The following is a 16,794-nucleotide window of genomic DNA, read 5'->3' as shown; positions in this document are numbered from 1 at the left end:
GGGCTTACGCGGTGGCGCGTTCGTTCCAGGAATCGGAATGAATGATGTTGCCGTCTTTGTAGGTCCAGGTGATTTTTTCGTAACGCAGCTCGATCTGCTCGAGGTGGTTATGCTTCTCGAAAGAAGGATCCTTGACGTCGTGCATCACCGGATTCACTTTCACCACTTTCACGTTTTCCAGTTTGGTGTTGAAGTACTCAACTTCCTGGCCCGCGTCGTTGATTTTGTACCACTTGAATTCCGCAGACTTGAGGGTCTGGCCGGTGGTCACAGCCTTGTACAGGTACGGGCTGGAGGAGTCGATTTCCTTAGTGAACAGGAATGGGGTGTGGATACGGGTGCCGGTCAGCTTGCCGGTGTTGTTATCGGTCGGGATGTACAGGTTATGTTCCTGAGCGACAACTTCGATGCTGCCTTCACGGTCCTGAACGTCCACAGACCCTTTAATGTCCGCGCCGCCGTCGTCTTTCAGCCAAAGATAAACAGGAATTGCCATGGAATTACTCTCCATTGTGTTGTGACGCGCCATCATCCTGCGATGGCGCCGGGGTGTGGCCCGGTATCTGACAGGCACTGGCCTGCGGTACCAGACTGATTTCGACACGGCGGTTGAGCGCGCGCCCATCCGGGGTGTCGTTAGTTGCGATCGGACGGCTTTCGCCATAGCCCTGCACCGCAAAACAGCTTTCCGGCACATCACCGGTGTCACGCATCCAGTTGCGCACCGCTTCGGCACGTTTCAGGGACAGCGTCTGATTAAGTTTCGGGTTACCGGTGTTATCGGTATGGCCGGACACGACAATCAGCCAGCCCGGCTTCGCTTTGATGCCGACCAGGGAGTTGACCAGCCATTTGGTAGAGCCAGCCTTCAGCACGGATTTGCCGGAATCGAACAGCGACATGCTGTCGAGGCGAATGGTTTTCGGTACCGGTTTAGGTTTCGGCTTTGGTTTAGGCGGCGGCACATACGAACGGATCGCATCCAGCACAGGCATTCGCAGACGCTCCCCCTGATACAGACCAAGGCCCATCCGCGCCGGTACGCCATTGCGCGCCCAATCATCCAGCTCTGCCGCATCGTCACGCAGGACAGCAACAGCATCGGCTTTGGGTCCGAAATCATGCATCGGGATACGGTCATAGCGGGCAATATCGAAGCTCACACGCTGCAGAAGCTGGCGATTGTTCCAGCCACTGCTGAGCAGCGCAGCAATGGCCGCCAGCGTGAAAATCCCGAGCGCACAACGGAAGGCTCGCCCACGCGGCGTCAGGCCTCGCCCTTCGGGCAGCAGCGGCAGGATAAAATCCGGGAAGGGGGAGATAACCGTACTGTCCGTTCCTGACGGCTGCCAGCCCTTCACCTGCTGCATCGCAGTGTGACGGGAAAGCCACGCAGTCCAGGCTGATGTGGCCAGACTTCCGGCAAGGATCGGTCCCATTCCCCACAGCACCGCGGCAGGCGCAATGGCAGGAACGTCGGGATTCTCATCCATAAAGACAGCTTTGACGTGCTGATGGAACCAGCTCATTAGGCTGTTCATCAGTACCTGTTGCTGCATCGCAGGCGACCCGCCGGTGGTAACCCATGCAGCGATTGAACTCGGCGCTGAAGATTCACGCCAGACCTTCACTCCTTCCCCCGGGATAGCCGCCTGCCAGAGCAGATCATTCGTCATCGCGCTGCCAACCAGGCCATTCAGAACCAGCGGCACGGAATGCCCGGTTTCTTTACGCAACTGGCTGATTTGCCATCGCAGGGCCAGCAGACGGCTGGTAAGCGCTTCGCTGTCGGCGTGTTTCTGCGGGCAGACGCTGACCATCACCGACAGCTGGCGACCCCAGTCAGGTCGCAACCACAGTACCTGGCGGGCGGCCTGTTCCAGATCCTGATGCTCCTCGACACGGATCCAGCAACCCTGCGTGACCGTAAGCACCGGTGACTGCTGCATACATGCCAGCGGCAGATCGCCACAGACCAGCACCACGGGCTGACGGTAAGTGGCTTCCGGGAGATCATCCAGACGCAGGGTGACGTCATGCTCCGCACGACGACTGGCGACAGTCCAGAACGCCAGGATAAGCCCCAGCATCGCCAACAAAACAAGCACAGAAACCAGTCGGGATACCGGCAGGAAGCCCAGGCAGACCACGGCACTCAGCAGGGCGGCCCACAGCGCAAGCCCGCGCTGTTGTGCAGGACTCATTTCACTGCTCCCGGCAGCAGGGTCAGCAGTGTCTGATCCAGCCAGTGGCTCAGTCCCCACCACAGCGCGGCAACCACCACCACGCTCAGGCCAATTCGCACGGGCCATGACGCCAGCAAGCTGCCCATTCCACGCCCGATAGGACTTTCCGCCAGCACCGGGTGGGTTTGCGGATAACTGAACGGCGTGACATGCTCCCTAAGCGCGTTGACGAGTTTCTGCCGCTCCGGATCGTTCAGCGAGCGGAAACTGCCCAGGAACCCCAGCATCATGACCCGCTGGAAGCAGGTCACGACAGCATGATCAGGCGCCGGTTCACGCAGCACATCGCGCATCCGATCGCACAGCGTATCACCGGCATCCATGGTGCCGAGGAAGTGTCCCTGCAGGGGAATGTCATACCACTGCACGCAGGCATCATCCTCCACACCGCGACCTTTGACGGCTTCATCAAGCAGCGCACACTGTGCTGTGAGAATATGCTGACAGCTGGCTTCATCGAGTTCGCTCGCTTTCAGCTCACGCTGTACACGCTCAACATCAGCAATGCAGCGCTCCCACAACGTGCGCCCTTCTCCATCCTGAAACTTCGGACCGTGACGCAGGCTGATCACCTGCAGCCAGGTGTCCTGCAGCAGGGCATCAATATCAATGGACGCGGCCACGCCGCGTTTGCTCTCACTCATGTTCTCAGTACCGCAAAGAGTTCAAGTTCAGGCTCGCCGAGCATGCCCGGAACGTAAAACATACAGGTCCCACCCTGGAGCATTTCGGTGGCCAGAGGATGAGAGACATCGAGGCTGAAATACTGGTTTTCCAGACGCAGCGGAATAGCGGCCGGCACATGACGCAGCGGCGTCAGCGGCACACCCACCCGTGAAGAATTGACGATACTCCTGACATGATCCGGACTGCCGACCTTGCACTGGCGCGGGAACTGTTCCTGCAGCTGTGCCACCGGCATCGGTGAACGCACGGAGAGGTAGTAATCCGCTCCTTCTCGCAGGCGTGGGTCATGCAGACGGGCCTGCCAGAAGTGAAGCCGGGCATCATGCTCAAGTTCAATCGCCACCACCCGCGACGGCAGACTGGCTTCCAGCAGGTCGCCCAGCAGGTCAAAGAGTGGCGGGAAGACGTTATTCAGCTGCTCATGCTGCCAGACAGGAATGGCACTCACCTGGTGTTCCAGCGAGAAGGTCAGCAGGCTGCCCGCGAGCCTTGCCAGTTCCGGGTACAGACGCTCCGGTGGACTTTGCGGGTGACGCTGAAACTGTCCTAACACGGGTTCTGCGCTGTTCAGGGCATTGAGCAGCCAGAACAGAGACACATCCGCCACGGCAAAATCGGCCATGCGCTCGTTACTTTCACGACGCATGTCCATCAGGCGACTCAGACGGGCACGCAGTTGCGTCATCAGCTGTTCCAACTGGGTCACCAGCCAGCGGCTGCCCTGCAGAGCCAGCAGTGGCGGAAGAAAGGTTTCATCGAGTGCCCAGCTTCCCTGTGAATCCTGCTGCAGACGGGCGACCGGACAGGTCAGATAATCACTGTTGTTCTGATGGGCGAAACGCAGCGTCAGCTCTGGCTGCATCACCGCAATCTGGCGAGTATCGTCCCCAAAGGTGTTGCGGACATCCCGCCAGCGCTGGCGATAACGCACTGGGCGATCCGCCACCTCATCAGATTTAAGACAGTTGCCACCATTCGCCCGCAGCAGCGGAAGGGCCAGAACCACCACCACTTCGTGTGATTCGCCCTCAAGCGCCAGCACTGGCGGCAGGTCATCGGCGTTATCCGTATCAATAAGCGTGCCATCGGAGAACCGGAGGTGCAGATGGCGGGCCTGCAGTCGGCCCAATTTCAGTGTTTCCGGTTCGAAAGCGACATTTATCACGCCCCAGGGCTTTGATAACCCCATCCGGGCGATACCTTCGGCAGACCAGGCCGCATACGCGGCCTGTTGCTGGAAGTGCTGGGGAGAGATCATGACGCCCCTGCCCCATAACGGTTGTTCCGTTTTCATTGGCTTCCTGCCTTAGCTTACGATTTGGCCTTCGGCATCTGGGAAACCAGCGACAGGTTGACGTCCATGCCTTCGACCTGGAAGTGCGGTACCGCATACAGCTTCACGCGGAAGAAGCCCGGGTTATCCTCAATATCTTCCACCACCACTTTGGCGTCACGCAGCGGGTGAGAGGCCTGCAGCTCATCGCCAGGATCGGTCATTTCGGTAACCAGACTGCGCACCCAGGTGTTGAGCTCCAGCTCCAGCAGGCGGCGGTCTTTGGTGGTGCCGATGTTTTCGCGCTGAATGAGTTTCAGGTAGTGGGCAATACGTGACAGCAGGAAGATGTACGGCAGGCGGGCGTTGATACGGCTGTTGGCCGTCGCATCCGCGGTGTCATACAGGGCTGGTTTCTGGGTGGAGTTGGCACTAAAGAAGCAGGAATAATCTCTATTCTTATAATAACTTAGTGGAATAAACCCCAGGTTTGCAAATTCAAATTCGCGGGTTTCCGGGATCATCACTTCTGACGGGATTTTCACCTGATTGCCGGTACCCAGATCGTACAGATGAATAGGCAGATCCTGGACGGCACCACCGGCCTGCGGGCCACGAATTTGTACACACCAGCCGTTGTTGATGAAGCTGCGAACCATGTTGGATGCAAAGGCAAACGAGGCGTTGGTCCACAGGTATTTGTCGTGATCCGGGCCTTTCACTTCTTCGACATAGTTGAAGCTACGGACAGGTACGGTGTCCGGGCCATACGGCAGGCGGCCCAGTACACGCGGCATCACCAGACCGATATAGCGGGAGTCGTCCGTCTCACGGAACGATTTCCACTTGATGTACTCCGCACGGTCGAAGTAATTACCGATATCTTTGATGGCCGCCACTTCCTCCATCGAATCTTTAAGGAAGAATTTCGGACCGGCAGAGCCGATAAACGGCATATGCGCGGCAGCTGACACTTTAGAGATGTTGCGCAGCAGCGTTACATCCTGAGCGGAAGCATCAAACTCGTAAGCGGAAATAAGCGCGGCAATCGGCTCTCCACCCGGGGTATCATACTCATCAATATATGTATTTTTATACAACCCACTCTGGATGATTTCCGGGCTGTCTTCGAAATCCTGACGCAGGTCTTCTTTAGACATATCCAGTAGCTCAATTTTCACGTTCTGGCGAAAATCAGTTTTGTCGACAAGCGATTTAACGCCGCACCACAAACTTTCTACCGACTGAAAAGCTTCGTGGTGCATGACAGCGTCAAGTTGGCGACTAATCTGGTAGTCCAGCTCAGCGATATGATGGTCAATCAGGTTTTTGTCTAGTTTTTCAACTTTTGAGCCCGATTTTGTCAGGCACTCCAGGAACACCTGCATCCCGGCCGTTAAACGTTCATCCGCAGTCGCATCTGACATCGCCTGTGCGTCCTGCCAGATTTCCAGCGCACTCAGTTCGGACACCGGGTTCAGATTGATTTTTTCAAACAGGGACGCATAAACCCCACCTGCCGCAGCACGTTCCAGCACCACACTTTCACCACCAGCGGCATTCTCATTTTTCACAGACATCAGCATCTTCCTTATTAATCCGTTAGATCATCGTGATCGTTATGGCTGTTTCGGGGCCAGGGCCGAGAGTTCGGCTCTGAGCTCTGCGCTTAGTGCAGGGTCGAGCAGAATTTTTTCCAGCTCTTTTCGGAAAGCCTGGTTGTCCAGCAGGTTAGCCTTTAAATCGCGAAGCAAATTACGCATGGAAAGCATGGCTTTCAGCTGAGGAATTTGTCGGGAAACCTGCTCCGGGGTGAAATCTTTCATGCTCTGGAATGTAAGACTGATATTGTCTTCGCTACCATCACCGGCAAGCGTGTTTTTAACGGTCATATTCACTTTTGGCGAATATTCGGAAAGAACTGAGTCGAAATTATTTTTATTCAAGTTAACTTTTTTACGCTCAGACAATGGTGCAGACTCCTGACCATTACTAAAGTCGCCCGCCACCAGTAATTTAAGAGGGAGCTCAGTTTTCTTGCTGGCTCCCCCTGTATGCAGGTCAAGCTTTAAATTAATACGTGCCTTTGGCACTTCATTCTGGAAACTATCAGCCATCTCATCATCCCTCGGTTTATCGCTGCGTACATTTTTCAAACGAAAGTTCTTTATAAGCGATAATAGAATAATGATCGACAAGAGATCAAATTTACCGATCTTTAATCTTCTTTAAGTAAATTCTTAGGAATTTTCATCTAAATGTTAATAGTGAATAACACTGACATGTCAGTAAAATGAACTACCGCTAGTACACGAAACGAATATTTATGTCGTAATAGTTAAAGCACAAGGAGAATTGTTAATGAAATGATATTGAATTGATTTAAATCAATATATTAATATTAAAAATACTCATTCATTTTTCAGGCATATATTTCAGAAAGGCTGGAAAGAAAATTATTGTCAGCGGCCTGGTCAAATATGGCCACAGGGGATTCAGGTTTCACTGGGGCTGGCCTTGAGCGCCTGACACCGGCGCCGACGTTACCCGATGCCTCAGCGATCATGTTCATGAGCACCGGCACAGCAACGGCTACGAGGACCGGGTGTTTGCAATCAAGTATGTTCAAAAGGGCACCGCACATATAGTCTTTAAACGACCCGAACCGGTCAATCAACTGAATGACATCATTGCCCGACGTTATAAATAGGTTGAGCTTTGCATGTCCACAGCATGGAATCACCGGAAGCATTAAGGATATAATCCCTTCAATGATCCCTCAGCCGTCGAAAAGAACATGACCAAACTTACGTTACAAGAGCAGATGCTCAAAGCAGGCCTCGTCAGCAGCAAAAAAGTGGCCAAAGTGCAGCGCACCGCGAAGAAATCACGCGTGCAGGCTCGTGAAGCGCGGGAAGCCGTTGAAGCCAATAAACAGGCTCAGGTTGAGCGTGATAAAGAACTCAGCGAACAGCAAAAGCAGGCCACTCTGGCCAAGGAATATAAGGCACAGATCAAGCAGTTGATCGAAATGAACCGCATTGTTATTTCGAAGGGCGATATCGGCTATAACTTCACGGACAATAACTTAATTAAAAAAGTGTACGTCGATAAAGTGACCCAGACTCAGCTGACCAAAGGCCGTCTGGCCATTGCCCGCCTGATTTCAGATAAAAATCCGGAAGGCGAATACGCCATCATTCCCGCAGGCGTTGCCGATAAAATTAAACAGCGTGATGCCAGCTTTATTGTATTGAGCAGCGAACTTACCCAGGAAGCTAAAGACGAAGACGATCCGTACGCGGACTTCGTCGTGCCTGATGATTTGATGTGGTAATGGTTGATTGAGTTCAGGCGGTCTGGTGTTACCGGGCCGCCAGGACTATCTCTGGCTAAGCCCGGTCTAAAGTCTGGCTTTGTCGCAGTAGCGTTTTGAACAAGTTCGATACAGCAGCCAGGTTAACTTTTTTCAATCATACTGATGATCAAATCGCGCGGGAAAATTATTTCACTGGTCTGTTTGAGCTCATCCACTGTCCACCAGTGGTGATCCCGAATGACTTTCTTTTCGTTGTCAGTCCAATTCGAGCAGTCAATATCTGACTTATCCACATGAATAATAAAGAAACGTTCTTCTGCAAGAACGATCTCCCCGCTGGGTAACATCATTTTAAAGTTTCTGGATGCTATCTGCGGCCCTGCGGTTTTTCTTGTTAACCCCGTCTCTTCAAACAGCTCACGCAAAGCAGCCTGTTCGTAAGATTCATCGTGTTTAAGCCCGCCTCCCGGCGTTGCCCAGTACGCATTGCCACGCAAAGCATCATCTTTATGGCAGAAATTAAACAACAAAACATGGCTTTCTGGTGAAATAACTATTAAGCGAGAAGATGGTCGAGTACGCATTTTTCCCTCTTACATACATGGTTTCTATTAACAAGCACGCTTTCGAATACGGTACTCCTGAATAAAAAGCACAACAGCCACAAGCATAATTATTGTATAAAAAATAATATTCGATAAATCATAATTAAAAGCAGTTGTAAATTTATCATTGTTGTATAAACGATTATGCTGGTAAGAATACGTGGTGTAAATACTATTGAATACTTCCGAAAATGATATGGCGGCTAACAGCGCGAACATAAAAATGCCTTTGGATTTGACCCTATTATTTCTGCGCCTTCTGATGAATATGAAGAAACCAATTAGTATTACGATCGTAAAAGAAACTAAGTCACTGACAGTGAGTGCTGATAAATGATCCATTTATTAAGTTCTCCTCGTACCCTGGCAGAGCTGACTGCCGTTATAGCAGCGAGACAGTGCGCCTGGTGGTAAGTTTGCTATTCATCATTATCCTAAAGTGGGCATAGATTAGCGCAAAGATTCTCAACAAGATAATGCCAGAAATGAGGGGGTTAGCCGGAAACCGCCTCGTTTCCCCTGGCCTACACGCATTTCAATCCATTGATTCTACTGCTACGTTTGTCCACTGACTGAATTTTTCTTTCTGCATAACACAGGTGAGAACAATGCCGGACGCAATCAAAGACACCGATATCCATACAGTCGCTCAGAAACTCAATGCTATTGCTCAGAACGGGCTGACGTACGCCAAAGATGTGTTTGACAAGGAACGCTACGAAACCCTCCGTCAGATCGCCGAAGACCTGCTTCGCGCTCGTTTTAACATCGATGCAGAAACCTTGACCCCTGTCTCCGAATCCGGATACGCCACGCCGAAAACCGACGTCCGCGCCTTTATTATTCGTGACGGCAGGCTGCTGATGGTCAAAGAAGCGGAGGATGGCAAGTGGAGCTTACCCGGCGGCTGGGCCGATGTGGGCGATACCCCATCCGCAGCCGTCTGCCGCGAGGTAGTGGAAGAAACCGGGCTGGAAGTGAAGGTGATCAAACTGCTGGGGGTGTGGGACCGCAACCTGCACGGACATCCACCGCTGCCCTGGCACGTCTACAAGCTTATCTTCCTGTGTGAAGAAACTGGCGGTAGCCTTGCTACCAGCCACGAATCTACCGATATTGGCTTCTTCGACATTAACGACCTGCCTGAACTGTCGTTAACGCGTATCGTGCCGGAAGAGCTGATTGTCAGCATGGAGATTGCCACCAGCGATCGGCAACCGTGGTATGACTAGCAGATAAACGCGAGGTGACAGGCACTTACAGTGCCCGCTATCGTTACGATAATCCGGGCCTGTAACAGTAAGATCGGATTATAAATTCGCGCTACGCAAAGCGGTACAAAAGGCGCAGTTGCAGCCCGCAATTGGGATAATTTTGGTGATATCGTAGTTGGCTTCAGAGGGAATCGCATGCCCGTTGGCGGCATTATTGTTCCCATTCACCGCCTGCTCAGGGTGAACAGAGGAACCGGAAACGAATGCTGCTGCATGGAATGATGTCGCTAACAATGTTGCGCCCAGGATACTTAATACCTTCATTTTGTCACCCGCCATTGAGAACCAGACGAGTAATTTAGCGTGACCAGATTTTGAACACCAGATATCGAAGCTGAAAAATTGTGCACATTTATGTCCAGGGTCAGAGCGAGAGAAACAAGACACAAACCCATATAAAAATATAATTATCAAAAGGATAGCTATGTACTTTAGACCGATATTTTTACTGGCAGGGGTTATGAGCTTAACCGGCTGCGCGGTGGCGGATATGGATTCGTCTAACTACCACTATGTTCCCTGGATACAACTCTTTCAAAAAGTGGATTCAACAGGGCAGACGAACATTCGCGAACGAAAGGAAGCGCTCTACAGTTGCGGCGTCGATCGAAACGAAAATCTTGATGATAAAAACTGGGGATTAAATGCGGCACAGGGAGATGAAACGCCGAAAGAAATTGTTCGCAGAAATGAAAGAATTTTTGCCTGCATGCAGAGTAAAGGTTATAAGGTTTATGGCTTTAACGAGTGTGGGCCAATAAAAAAACCCAGCGGGTTGTGCCCTAATTAACGTTTCTCTTAGCGTTTGTCCTGCCCTCAGGCTGGCGATTTACCTTTGACTAAGCATCAAATTACCATGATCTTCTAATATCCACAGGGAATGTCTGCGATGAAATCAGCTCGGGTTTTACTATTTTTATTTTTGATACCCTTCTTCCTGGTAGCCTGTACCAGCCATCTGGGCAGTGTAGAAAAAAATGCCCGTCACATGGCCTTTCAGCTACAACGAATTCACTTTGATCCCAACACTGCCCCCTTAACGGCAGACAACACCCGTCTGATGGCGCAATTTCTTAGCCAGTTTTACGATATGGGTAAAAAAGATCGGGCCTCGGGCCTGACAACCGTTCAGGCACAGCAAAGAGTGAACAGTTTCAGCAGTGGAAAGGGGCCTTTTTCACCTGAAGAGCAAAAGACAATGTTCATTAACCGGGCATATGAGGCAGACCAGCCAGAAAAACGCGTTGAGATCATGAAAACCAATGCCATTCAGACTTACTGGGACGGATATAACGGTCGACCATAGGGCCCCCGCAACCAGACGACAGCCGGGCAGGATGCCGTGCGATTGAAACACCGACGCCCCCTGCCCCCATCGCTAAGAACCTGTTCACTTAGGGAATGAGATTGCTATTTTATGTTTCTCGCAGATAAACCCTTCTTCCGGCGGGTTATGGGGAGAAGCTTCTGAATGCCGATAACGCAGAGACGGCTCTGATGCCTGTATTCGCTGTCGAAGGGAAGGCGTTAGTTTGTCGGCCATATACACAACTTTTTCAACTTTCGACCACCCCGTAGTGATACTTTGAACTCGATTGCCCGCCGATAAGGCTAAGGCAACAGCATGGTCTGTAGATAAACAGTCAGGCATAACGTCCCTCGCGCTAAAACCACCCTCTGGAAATACACGGCATTATATACCCCGTCTTAGCAATCTTCTTATTCCGCTCTCGCAAAACACAGCTTATTTCTCCCCGGCTTTTCGTTCGGCAAAATACTGCGCTGGCGTACTGCCCATGGTCTTTTTAAACATGGTGATAAAGGCGTTCACCGATTCATAGCCCAGTGTTGTCGCCACGTTTTGCACCGACACCCCGCTGGCTAACTCCTTAAGCGCAATAATCAAGTGAAGCTGTTGTCGCCATCGCCCAAAGGTCAGCCCCGTTTCTCGCACCATCAGCCGGGCCAGGGAACGTTCGCTGAGTGCCAGCCGTTTGGCCCATGCTTTTAGGGTACTTCGGTCCTCAGGCTGGCTGACCAGCGCGTCGGCCAGCGCGCGTATCTTTGGGTTAGCCGAAACGGGCAGGCTGAAATTCTGCTCCGGCATCACCGCTAATTCATCCAGCGTCACTCTGGCAAGGCGGGCCGCGTGGCTGTCGGGGGCATAGTCCTCGCTCTCGCAGGTTAAACGCCCAACCAGGGCTTTTATCAGGGGTGAAATCGCTAAAGTACAGCATTTCGCAGGCAGCGCTCCTGCACCGGGCGCCACGAACAAATAATCCAGATGTGCGTTCCAGGTTGCTTTGGCGCTATGAGGGACGCCATCAGGGATCCAGACGCCGCAGTCGGGCGGTACTATCCATATCTCATTTTCCACCCGGCAAACTACCGCCCCGTATAGCGCAATAATAAGTTGCCCCTTACGGTGGACGTGAACAGGCACCTCCTCTCCGTAATCGGCAAAATCAAGCCGGCGCGCTATGGCCGGGCCCGGTGCGGTATCGGGATCGTACAGGGTCGTGGCGGACAGTGGCTTCATGCTGATTGGCAACATTTAGGGATTTTTTGACAGAATAGGATATTTAGCGCTACCTGTAACGCGGCAATAATGGCCGCTATGAACAAAATAAACGTCTGCCGCCTTCCCCCTTTATGGGAAAAGCGTGTTACATCCGGCCTGCGGAATGATGCTAACGCCCTGCTTTATTCAGCCAAAAGCTTTGCGGCAGCTATGCTGGCGTATTACCTCGCTTTGTCTATCGGGCTGGGGACGCCTTCCTGGGCCATCGTCACTGTGTATATTGTGTCGCAAACAACGGTTGGGGCCTCGCTAAGCAAAGGAATTTATCGCCTGGCGGGAACGGTTGTCGGTGCCGCGGCGACCGTTCTGATTGTGCCTGCATGTGTGAATATGCCTGTGCTGTGCAGCGTGGTGCTCACCGGCTGGATAGCCCTGTGCCTTTATTTCTCTCTGCTTGAGCGCACGCCCCGCGCCTACGCCTTTGTGTTAGCGGGTTACACGGCGAGCCTGATAGGCTTCCCCGCCCTGCACGATCCCGGTTCAATTTTCGATACGGCAATCACTCGCGTGCAGGAAATTTCGCTGGGAATACTCTGCGCGAGCCTCGTCCACCGCTATGTTTTGCCAAAGCGAATCGCCGGACTGTTTAACGCCAAAGTCTCAGAAACGCTGCGCTCGGCGCGACAGGCCGTGGCGGCCTCGCTGAGCGGCGGGCCGTCGTCAGGCTCAAAACACCTGCACATGGCCCTGCCGCTTCAGATTTTACAGAGCCTCAACCACCATGTTCCTTTTGACTTTGCCCTTGCCGTTCCCGTCGGGCAGGCCAGAAATAAGCTGCACGATAAGCTCGCGCGCCTGTTAGTGGTGAACAGTGAACTAAACGACCGCAGGCAGTTGATAAACGTGCTGCAACCGCAGTTGCTCCGGCTGGCGAATGACGTCCAAAGCTGGCTCAATGATGCAGATACAGGCGAGCAAGGGATCACGGGCAAAGCGCTGGAAAAACAAAGCTCGGTATTAGCGAAAATGCTGGCTGCAGCGGCGCTTAATCCAGAAGAGGCGCTGCAGGCAAGTTTTGCCGCTTACCTTTATGAAGCCATCACTCTTCTGCTGCAGTGCGACAGGCTATATGAGGCAATCGCGCATTCAGCCCAGGAGCTGGCAGACGAGCCGGCAGCCAAAGGCTATGTGCTTCATCGCGACAGTCTGCCCGCGGCAAAGACCGCGCTGGGCGCTTTCACTCTGGTGTTAGTCGGGTGCCTGGTGTGGATTTATTCGGCCTGGCCGGACGGTGCCACGGCGGTGTCGGTTCTCGGGGTCTGCTGCACGCTGTTTGGCAGCTTCGACACCCCCGCGCCCCACCTTATGAAATACATTATTGGTTCTCTGTATGGCGTGGCGATAAGCCTGCTCTTCAGCTTTGCGGTCCTGCCGCAAATCACCACTTTCAGCGTGCTGGCCGCCTCACTCGCCCCCGTCTATTTACTGGCTGGATCGCTGCAGGCCAGGCCACCGACGACGTTTATGGCCATGGGGATAACCTTAACGCTCCCTATTTTATCCGGACTGGGCCCCCACTACGGCGGTGACTTCGCTGTGGCACTCAACACCGCCACCGCTTTATTCATTGCTATCGGCTTTGCCGTGTTTGGCATGGGGCTGCTGCAAACCGTGCGGGCCGATGCGGCAATAAATCGCCTGCTTCTGCTCTGCCGCCGCGACATCAAACGCAGCGCAAAAGGCACTTTCACGCCGGATGAGGTGTCCTGGACAAACCTGATGATCGACAGAACGGCATTACTGTTGCCGCGCCTGCCGCGAAACGAACAGTGCGCAGAGCAAATACTTAACCAAATGCTGCACTACCTGCGCACGGGCCTGGCCACGCTACATCTGCGGCAGGTACAGGCTCAACTCCCCCGGGAAACCGCCGCACAGATTTATGAGGTGCTTGGCCGGCTGGCCTGCGAAACAGACGTCCAAAAAATACAGGCAGATGTTTTCTCGCTGATAGACGCGCATTCTCCGGCGGCGGATGAGCTGACCCGGCGGCTTATTTGCGGGCTAATGGATTTGCATTGTGCCCTGAATATTTCAGCTAAGGAGCCGGCTAATGATTGGTGACGTAAATATTGGCGGGGTTTATCTCCCCGCCCTGCTGGTCATCGCGCTCGTCGCGCTGCTCTGCACTCTGTTTTTGCTTTCGCTGCTGATGCTCAACGGGGTTTACCGCCGCCTTCCCTGTCGGCCACTGATTGATTTCGCCGCTTATATTTTCACCGCATTCCTGCTAATGCAGGGGCTGAACGCCCTGGGGTTTATCGTATGAAATCGTTTTTTGCTCTCACAGGCCGCTACGCGCTGACGCTTATCGCGACCGCAACGGCCCTATTTATGGCTTTTACGATGTGGAAGCATGAATCACAAAAACCCTGGACGAGGGATGGCCGGGTTCGCGCCGACGTTGTTCAGATTGCGCCAGACGTCTCTGGCCCCGTGAGCAGCGTTGCCGTAAGGGACAACCAATGGGTGAACCGCGGCGATATTCTCTATTCCATCGATCCGCGCTGGCTAAAGCTCGCCGTCAGCAGTGCCCAGTCTGAAGTTGAAGTGAAGCGCCACGAAATGCTGATGCGCCAGGACGCCGCCGCGCGACGCACGCAGCTCCAGAGCGTAATTTCCAAAGAGGATTTACAGCAAACCCGCAGTGCGGCAAACGTAGCCGTGGCCAATTTCCAGGGCGCGCTGGCGGCGCTGGAACTGGCGCAACTCAATTTGGCCCATGCCACCGTTAAAGCACCGGTTGCGGGCTATGTGACGCACCTCAGACTTAGCCCCGGCGACTACGCCACCGCAGGCGTGACAAAAGTCGCCATCATTGATGCAAAGAGCTTCTGGATTGTGGGTTATTTTGAGGAGACGAAGCTGCGACATATCCGCGTGGGGAATCGTGCGCGGATAGCGTTGATGGGATTTGACCCCGTAATACCCGGCCATGTGGAGAGTATCGGCCACGGCATCGGCGACAGCAATGATGAAACCGGCGATCTTGGCCTGCCGGACGTTAATCCAACCTTTAGCTGGGTGCGCCTGGCTCAGCGGGTGCCGGTACGCATTCATATCGACAGGCTGCCTGAAGGCATTGAGTTAGTGGCGGGCTTATCCGCGAGTGTTTCTGTCACGCCTTAGCGCGCTGAATCCGGCTGAACAATGTTATTATCGCGGCCAGGCTAACAAACCCAGAGACCATAATGAACAACGAAATCGACCTGAAATACTATGACATCGCGGACGAGTACTCGACGGAGTCGGCAAAGCCCGTATCTGATGAGGAACGAGACGCCGTGGCGCGCTATTTCCAGCTGCTGATTACCCGCTTAATGAACAACGAGGAAATCAGCGAAGAAGCGCAGGGTGAGATGGCCGTTGAGGCAGGCCTTGCCGAACAGCGCATTGACGAAATCGCTGAGTTTCTCAATCAGTGGGGCAACGAGTAATTTCTGCCGCAACGCGTTTCCCCGTCAGAACGGGCTGTCGCATCTGGCAGCCATCGGATCGCCGCTGACGGGGTGAACAAAATGCAGTTCGCTGGCATGTAGCATCAGCCGCGTTGCCCATTCGGTGCCCGGCAGCGCAAGGCCACCATACAGATCGCAGCCCAGGATCGGATGCCCCAGATACTGCGCATGTATACGTAGCTGGTGAGTGCGTCCGGTTTCCGGTGTAAATTGCACCCTCGTCAACGGCAGCCGTGTGCCATTCTCCAGCTCACGATAAAAACGCGCCATAACCTTGTAACGCGACCGGGCTGGCTTGCCGCTGACGGAACATATCGACATCAGCGGAAACAGCGACGGATCTTTAGCAATCGCCGCGTCGATTACCCCTTCCTCTTTTTCAGGATGCCCGCACAGCAGCGCGGTATACATCTTTGCCACCGAACGCTGGCTGAACTGTTGGCAGAGCAAGGCATTGATCGTCTTATTAAGCGCAATCACCATCAGCCCGGAGGTGCCGAAATCCAGCCGATGCACCAGCGTGCAGCCGGGGAATATCTGTACCAGCCGATGATGCACCGAGTCGAGATTCTGCGGATTTTTCCCCGAAAGACTGAGCAGGCCGGAGGGTTTATTGATCAACGCCAGATGCTCGTCCTGATAAAGAATCTCTATCTCATCAAAGCAAGGCGGGGCAATAAAAGTATCAATAATCGTAGACATCAGGCTGCCCGGCTGGAGAGTGGAGGCGGATGATAGCGAATTTCCCGAGGCATTGCTCAATTATGACCCCCCATCCGGCCTGATAATTGCTCTACTCATTTCAGGAACGGATAATTTTTTCACGTTCTGGAAAACGTGACGCCTGAGCATGGAGTGCGGACTTATGCCTGTCATACTAAGGTAGTTTCTTCTTCTATTCGAATGAAGGAACTCCCCTCGAGCCGCAACACATTCATGTGCGAAACTCAGAGGCCGAAGCTAAATTCTGGCTATGTCCTTTTGTTACGCTTGCACGTAATGATGGTTTCAATTCCAGACAAGTTACCGAACTGGAAGGTTACGTTAAACATCACCGGAAATTATTTACAGAGGCATGGTATGGCTATTTCAGCTAAACATCTGAGCTTTGATGAGCAAAAAATGTGGGTGGAACTGAGAGATGGGCGCACGTTAGGCGTACCGTTGGAATGGTTTCCAAAGTTGCTCCATGCAAACCAGGCGCAGCGCGCCGACGATGAATTAAGCGCACGCGGTATTCACTGGGATGCTCTCAACGAAGACATCTCGATGGAAGGGCTGCTCGCCGGTCGCGGTGATGCAACCTTTCGTCCCCATGACGCGGCCTGAAAATAATAAAAATTCCACTTCG

The 16,794-nt window shown here is 53.2% G+C and carries 20 protein-coding genes and 1 pseudogene; 9 read left to right on the top strand and 12 right to left on the bottom strand.

Annotation, left to right across the window (positions count from 1 at the left end):
- Positions 1–4 precede the first annotated feature (4 nt).
- The 7 genes and pseudogenes from VW41_06635 to VW41_06605 all read right to left on the bottom strand — a co-directional run bounded on the left by VW41_06635 (position 5) and on the right by VW41_06605 (position 6,970).
- Positions 5–496, bottom strand: a complete 492-nt coding sequence (locus tag VW41_06635; GenBank protein ID AJZ88731.1) for an Hcp family T6SS protein CtsH1 — start codon at positions 494–496, stop codon at positions 5–7.
- 4 nt (positions 497–500) lie between these two features.
- Positions 501–2,204, bottom strand: a complete 1,704-nt coding sequence (locus VW41_06630) for a membrane protein (GenBank protein AJZ88730.1) — start codon at positions 2,202–2,204, stop codon at positions 501–503.
- Positions 2,201–2,890 carry a membrane protein gene (locus VW41_06625; GenBank protein AJZ88729.1) on the bottom strand — a complete coding sequence of 230 codons (690 nt, stop codon included), beginning with the start codon at positions 2,888–2,890 and terminating at the stop codon, positions 2,201–2,203. Before VW41_06625 ends, VW41_06630 begins: the two co-directional genes overlap by 4 nt.
- Positions 2,887–4,227, bottom strand: coding sequence for a type VI secretion protein (locus VW41_06620; protein ID AJZ88728.1), 1,341 nt, complete (start codon positions 4,225–4,227; stop codon positions 2,887–2,889). The genes VW41_06625 and VW41_06620 overlap by 4 nt, the downstream gene beginning before the upstream one ends.
- A 17-nt stretch (positions 4,228–4,244) precedes the next feature.
- Positions 4,245–5,792 (bottom strand): EvpB family type VI secretion protein, encoded by a 1,548-nt coding sequence (locus VW41_06615; protein ID AJZ88727.1) that lies wholly within the window; start codon positions 5,790–5,792, stop codon positions 4,245–4,247.
- A 33-nt stretch (positions 5,793–5,825) separates the two neighbouring features.
- On the bottom strand, positions 5,826–6,323 hold the full coding sequence (locus VW41_06610; protein AJZ88726.1) for a type VI secretion protein: 498 nt from the start codon (positions 6,321–6,323) through the stop codon (positions 5,826–5,828).
- Positions 6,324–6,733: 410 nt separating this feature from the next.
- Positions 6,734–6,970: pseudogene (locus tag VW41_06605) on the bottom strand (hypothetical protein).
- A gap of 33 nt (positions 6,971–7,003) precedes the next feature.
- On the opposite strand from VW41_06605, the gene VW41_06600 reads away from it, so the two are divergent.
- Complete coding sequence (locus tag VW41_06600) at positions 7,004–7,543, top strand: hypothetical protein (GenBank protein AJZ88725.1); 540 nt, start codon at positions 7,004–7,006, stop codon at positions 7,541–7,543.
- A 122-nt stretch (positions 7,544–7,665) separates the two neighbouring features.
- Here the strand turns inward: VW41_06600 and VW41_06595 are convergent, their stop codons facing one another.
- Positions 7,666–8,109 carry a DNA mismatch repair protein MutT gene (locus VW41_06595; GenBank protein ID AJZ88724.1) on the bottom strand — a complete coding sequence of 148 codons (444 nt, stop codon included), beginning with the start codon at positions 8,107–8,109 and terminating at the stop codon, positions 7,666–7,668.
- Positions 8,110–8,136: 27 nt separating this feature from the next.
- Positions 8,137–8,472: a hypothetical protein gene (locus tag VW41_06590; GenBank protein ID AJZ88723.1), complete on the bottom strand. Its 336-nt coding sequence runs from the start codon at positions 8,470–8,472 to the stop codon at positions 8,137–8,139.
- Between the two features lie 266 nt (positions 8,473–8,738).
- Between VW41_06590 and VW41_06585 the strand changes: the two genes are divergently transcribed.
- Positions 8,739–9,362: an ADP-ribose pyrophosphatase gene (locus tag VW41_06585; GenBank protein ID AJZ88722.1), complete on the top strand. Its 624-nt coding sequence runs from the start codon at positions 8,739–8,741 to the stop codon at positions 9,360–9,362.
- 78 nt (positions 9,363–9,440) lie between these two features.
- Here the strand turns inward: VW41_06585 and VW41_06580 are convergent, their stop codons facing one another.
- Positions 9,441–9,668, bottom strand: a complete 228-nt coding sequence (locus tag VW41_06580) for a hypothetical protein (protein AJZ91881.1) — start codon at positions 9,666–9,668, stop codon at positions 9,441–9,443.
- 160 nt (positions 9,669–9,828) lie between these two features.
- Here VW41_06580 and VW41_06575 point away from each other — a divergent pair, with 160 nt between their 5' ends.
- Together VW41_06575 and VW41_06570 are read left to right on the top strand one after the other, a co-directional pair.
- Positions 9,829–10,194 carry a hypothetical protein gene (locus VW41_06575; protein AJZ88721.1) on the top strand — a complete coding sequence of 122 codons (366 nt, stop codon included), beginning with the start codon at positions 9,829–9,831 and terminating at the stop codon, positions 10,192–10,194.
- A gap of 90 nt (positions 10,195–10,284) precedes the next feature.
- A complete protein-coding gene (locus VW41_06570; GenBank protein AJZ88720.1) occupies positions 10,285–10,710 on the top strand; it encodes a hypothetical protein in 426 nt (141 codons plus the stop codon).
- A gap of 438 nt (positions 10,711–11,148) precedes the next feature.
- On the opposite strand, the gene VW41_06565 is transcribed toward VW41_06570, so the two are convergent.
- Positions 11,149–11,943, bottom strand: a complete 795-nt coding sequence (locus VW41_06565; GenBank protein AJZ91880.1) for an AraC family transcriptional regulator — start codon at positions 11,941–11,943, stop codon at positions 11,149–11,151.
- A gap of 69 nt (positions 11,944–12,012) precedes the next feature.
- Here VW41_06565 and VW41_06560 point away from each other — a divergent pair, with 69 nt between their 5' ends.
- The 4 genes from VW41_06560 to VW41_06545 all read left to right on the top strand — a co-directional run bounded on the left by VW41_06560 (position 12,013) and on the right by VW41_06545 (position 15,422).
- The gene (locus tag VW41_06560) at positions 12,013–14,049 is read left to right on the top strand and encodes a fusaric acid resistance protein (protein ID AJZ88719.1); all 2,037 of its coding nucleotides are present in this window, start codon (positions 12,013–12,015) and stop codon (positions 14,047–14,049) included.
- Positions 14,039–14,254, top strand: a complete 216-nt coding sequence (locus tag VW41_06555; GenBank protein AJZ88718.1) for a hypothetical protein — start codon at positions 14,039–14,041, stop codon at positions 14,252–14,254. The genes VW41_06560 and VW41_06555 overlap by 11 nt, the downstream gene beginning before the upstream one ends.
- Complete coding sequence (locus tag VW41_06550) at positions 14,251–15,114, top strand: membrane protein (GenBank protein ID AJZ88717.1); 864 nt, start codon at positions 14,251–14,253, stop codon at positions 15,112–15,114. The genes VW41_06555 and VW41_06550 overlap by 4 nt, the downstream gene beginning before the upstream one ends.
- Positions 15,115–15,176: 62 nt before the next feature.
- Entirely contained in the window at positions 15,177–15,422 is a 246-nt protein-coding gene (locus tag VW41_06545; GenBank protein ID AJZ88716.1) for a hypothetical protein, read from the top strand.
- Between the two features lie 24 nt (positions 15,423–15,446).
- Here the strand turns inward: VW41_06545 and VW41_06540 are convergent, their stop codons facing one another.
- Positions 15,447–16,145: a pseudouridylate synthase gene (locus VW41_06540; GenBank protein ID AJZ88715.1), complete on the bottom strand. Its 699-nt coding sequence runs from the start codon at positions 16,143–16,145 to the stop codon at positions 15,447–15,449.
- A gap of 378 nt (positions 16,146–16,523) precedes the next feature.
- On the opposite strand from VW41_06540, the gene VW41_06535 reads away from it, so the two are divergent.
- Positions 16,524–16,772 carry a hypothetical protein gene (locus VW41_06535; GenBank protein AJZ88714.1) on the top strand — a complete coding sequence of 83 codons (249 nt, stop codon included), beginning with the start codon at positions 16,524–16,526 and terminating at the stop codon, positions 16,770–16,772.
- Positions 16,773–16,794: the final 22 nt, after the last annotated feature.

The organism is Klebsiella michiganensis, from assembly GCA_000963575.1.
Taxonomy (GTDB): domain Bacteria; phylum Pseudomonadota; class Gammaproteobacteria; order Enterobacterales; family Enterobacteriaceae; genus Cedecea; species Cedecea michiganensis_A.
Note: the sequence above shows the minus strand (reverse complement) of the source record. Positions and strands in the feature narration are given on the sequence as shown.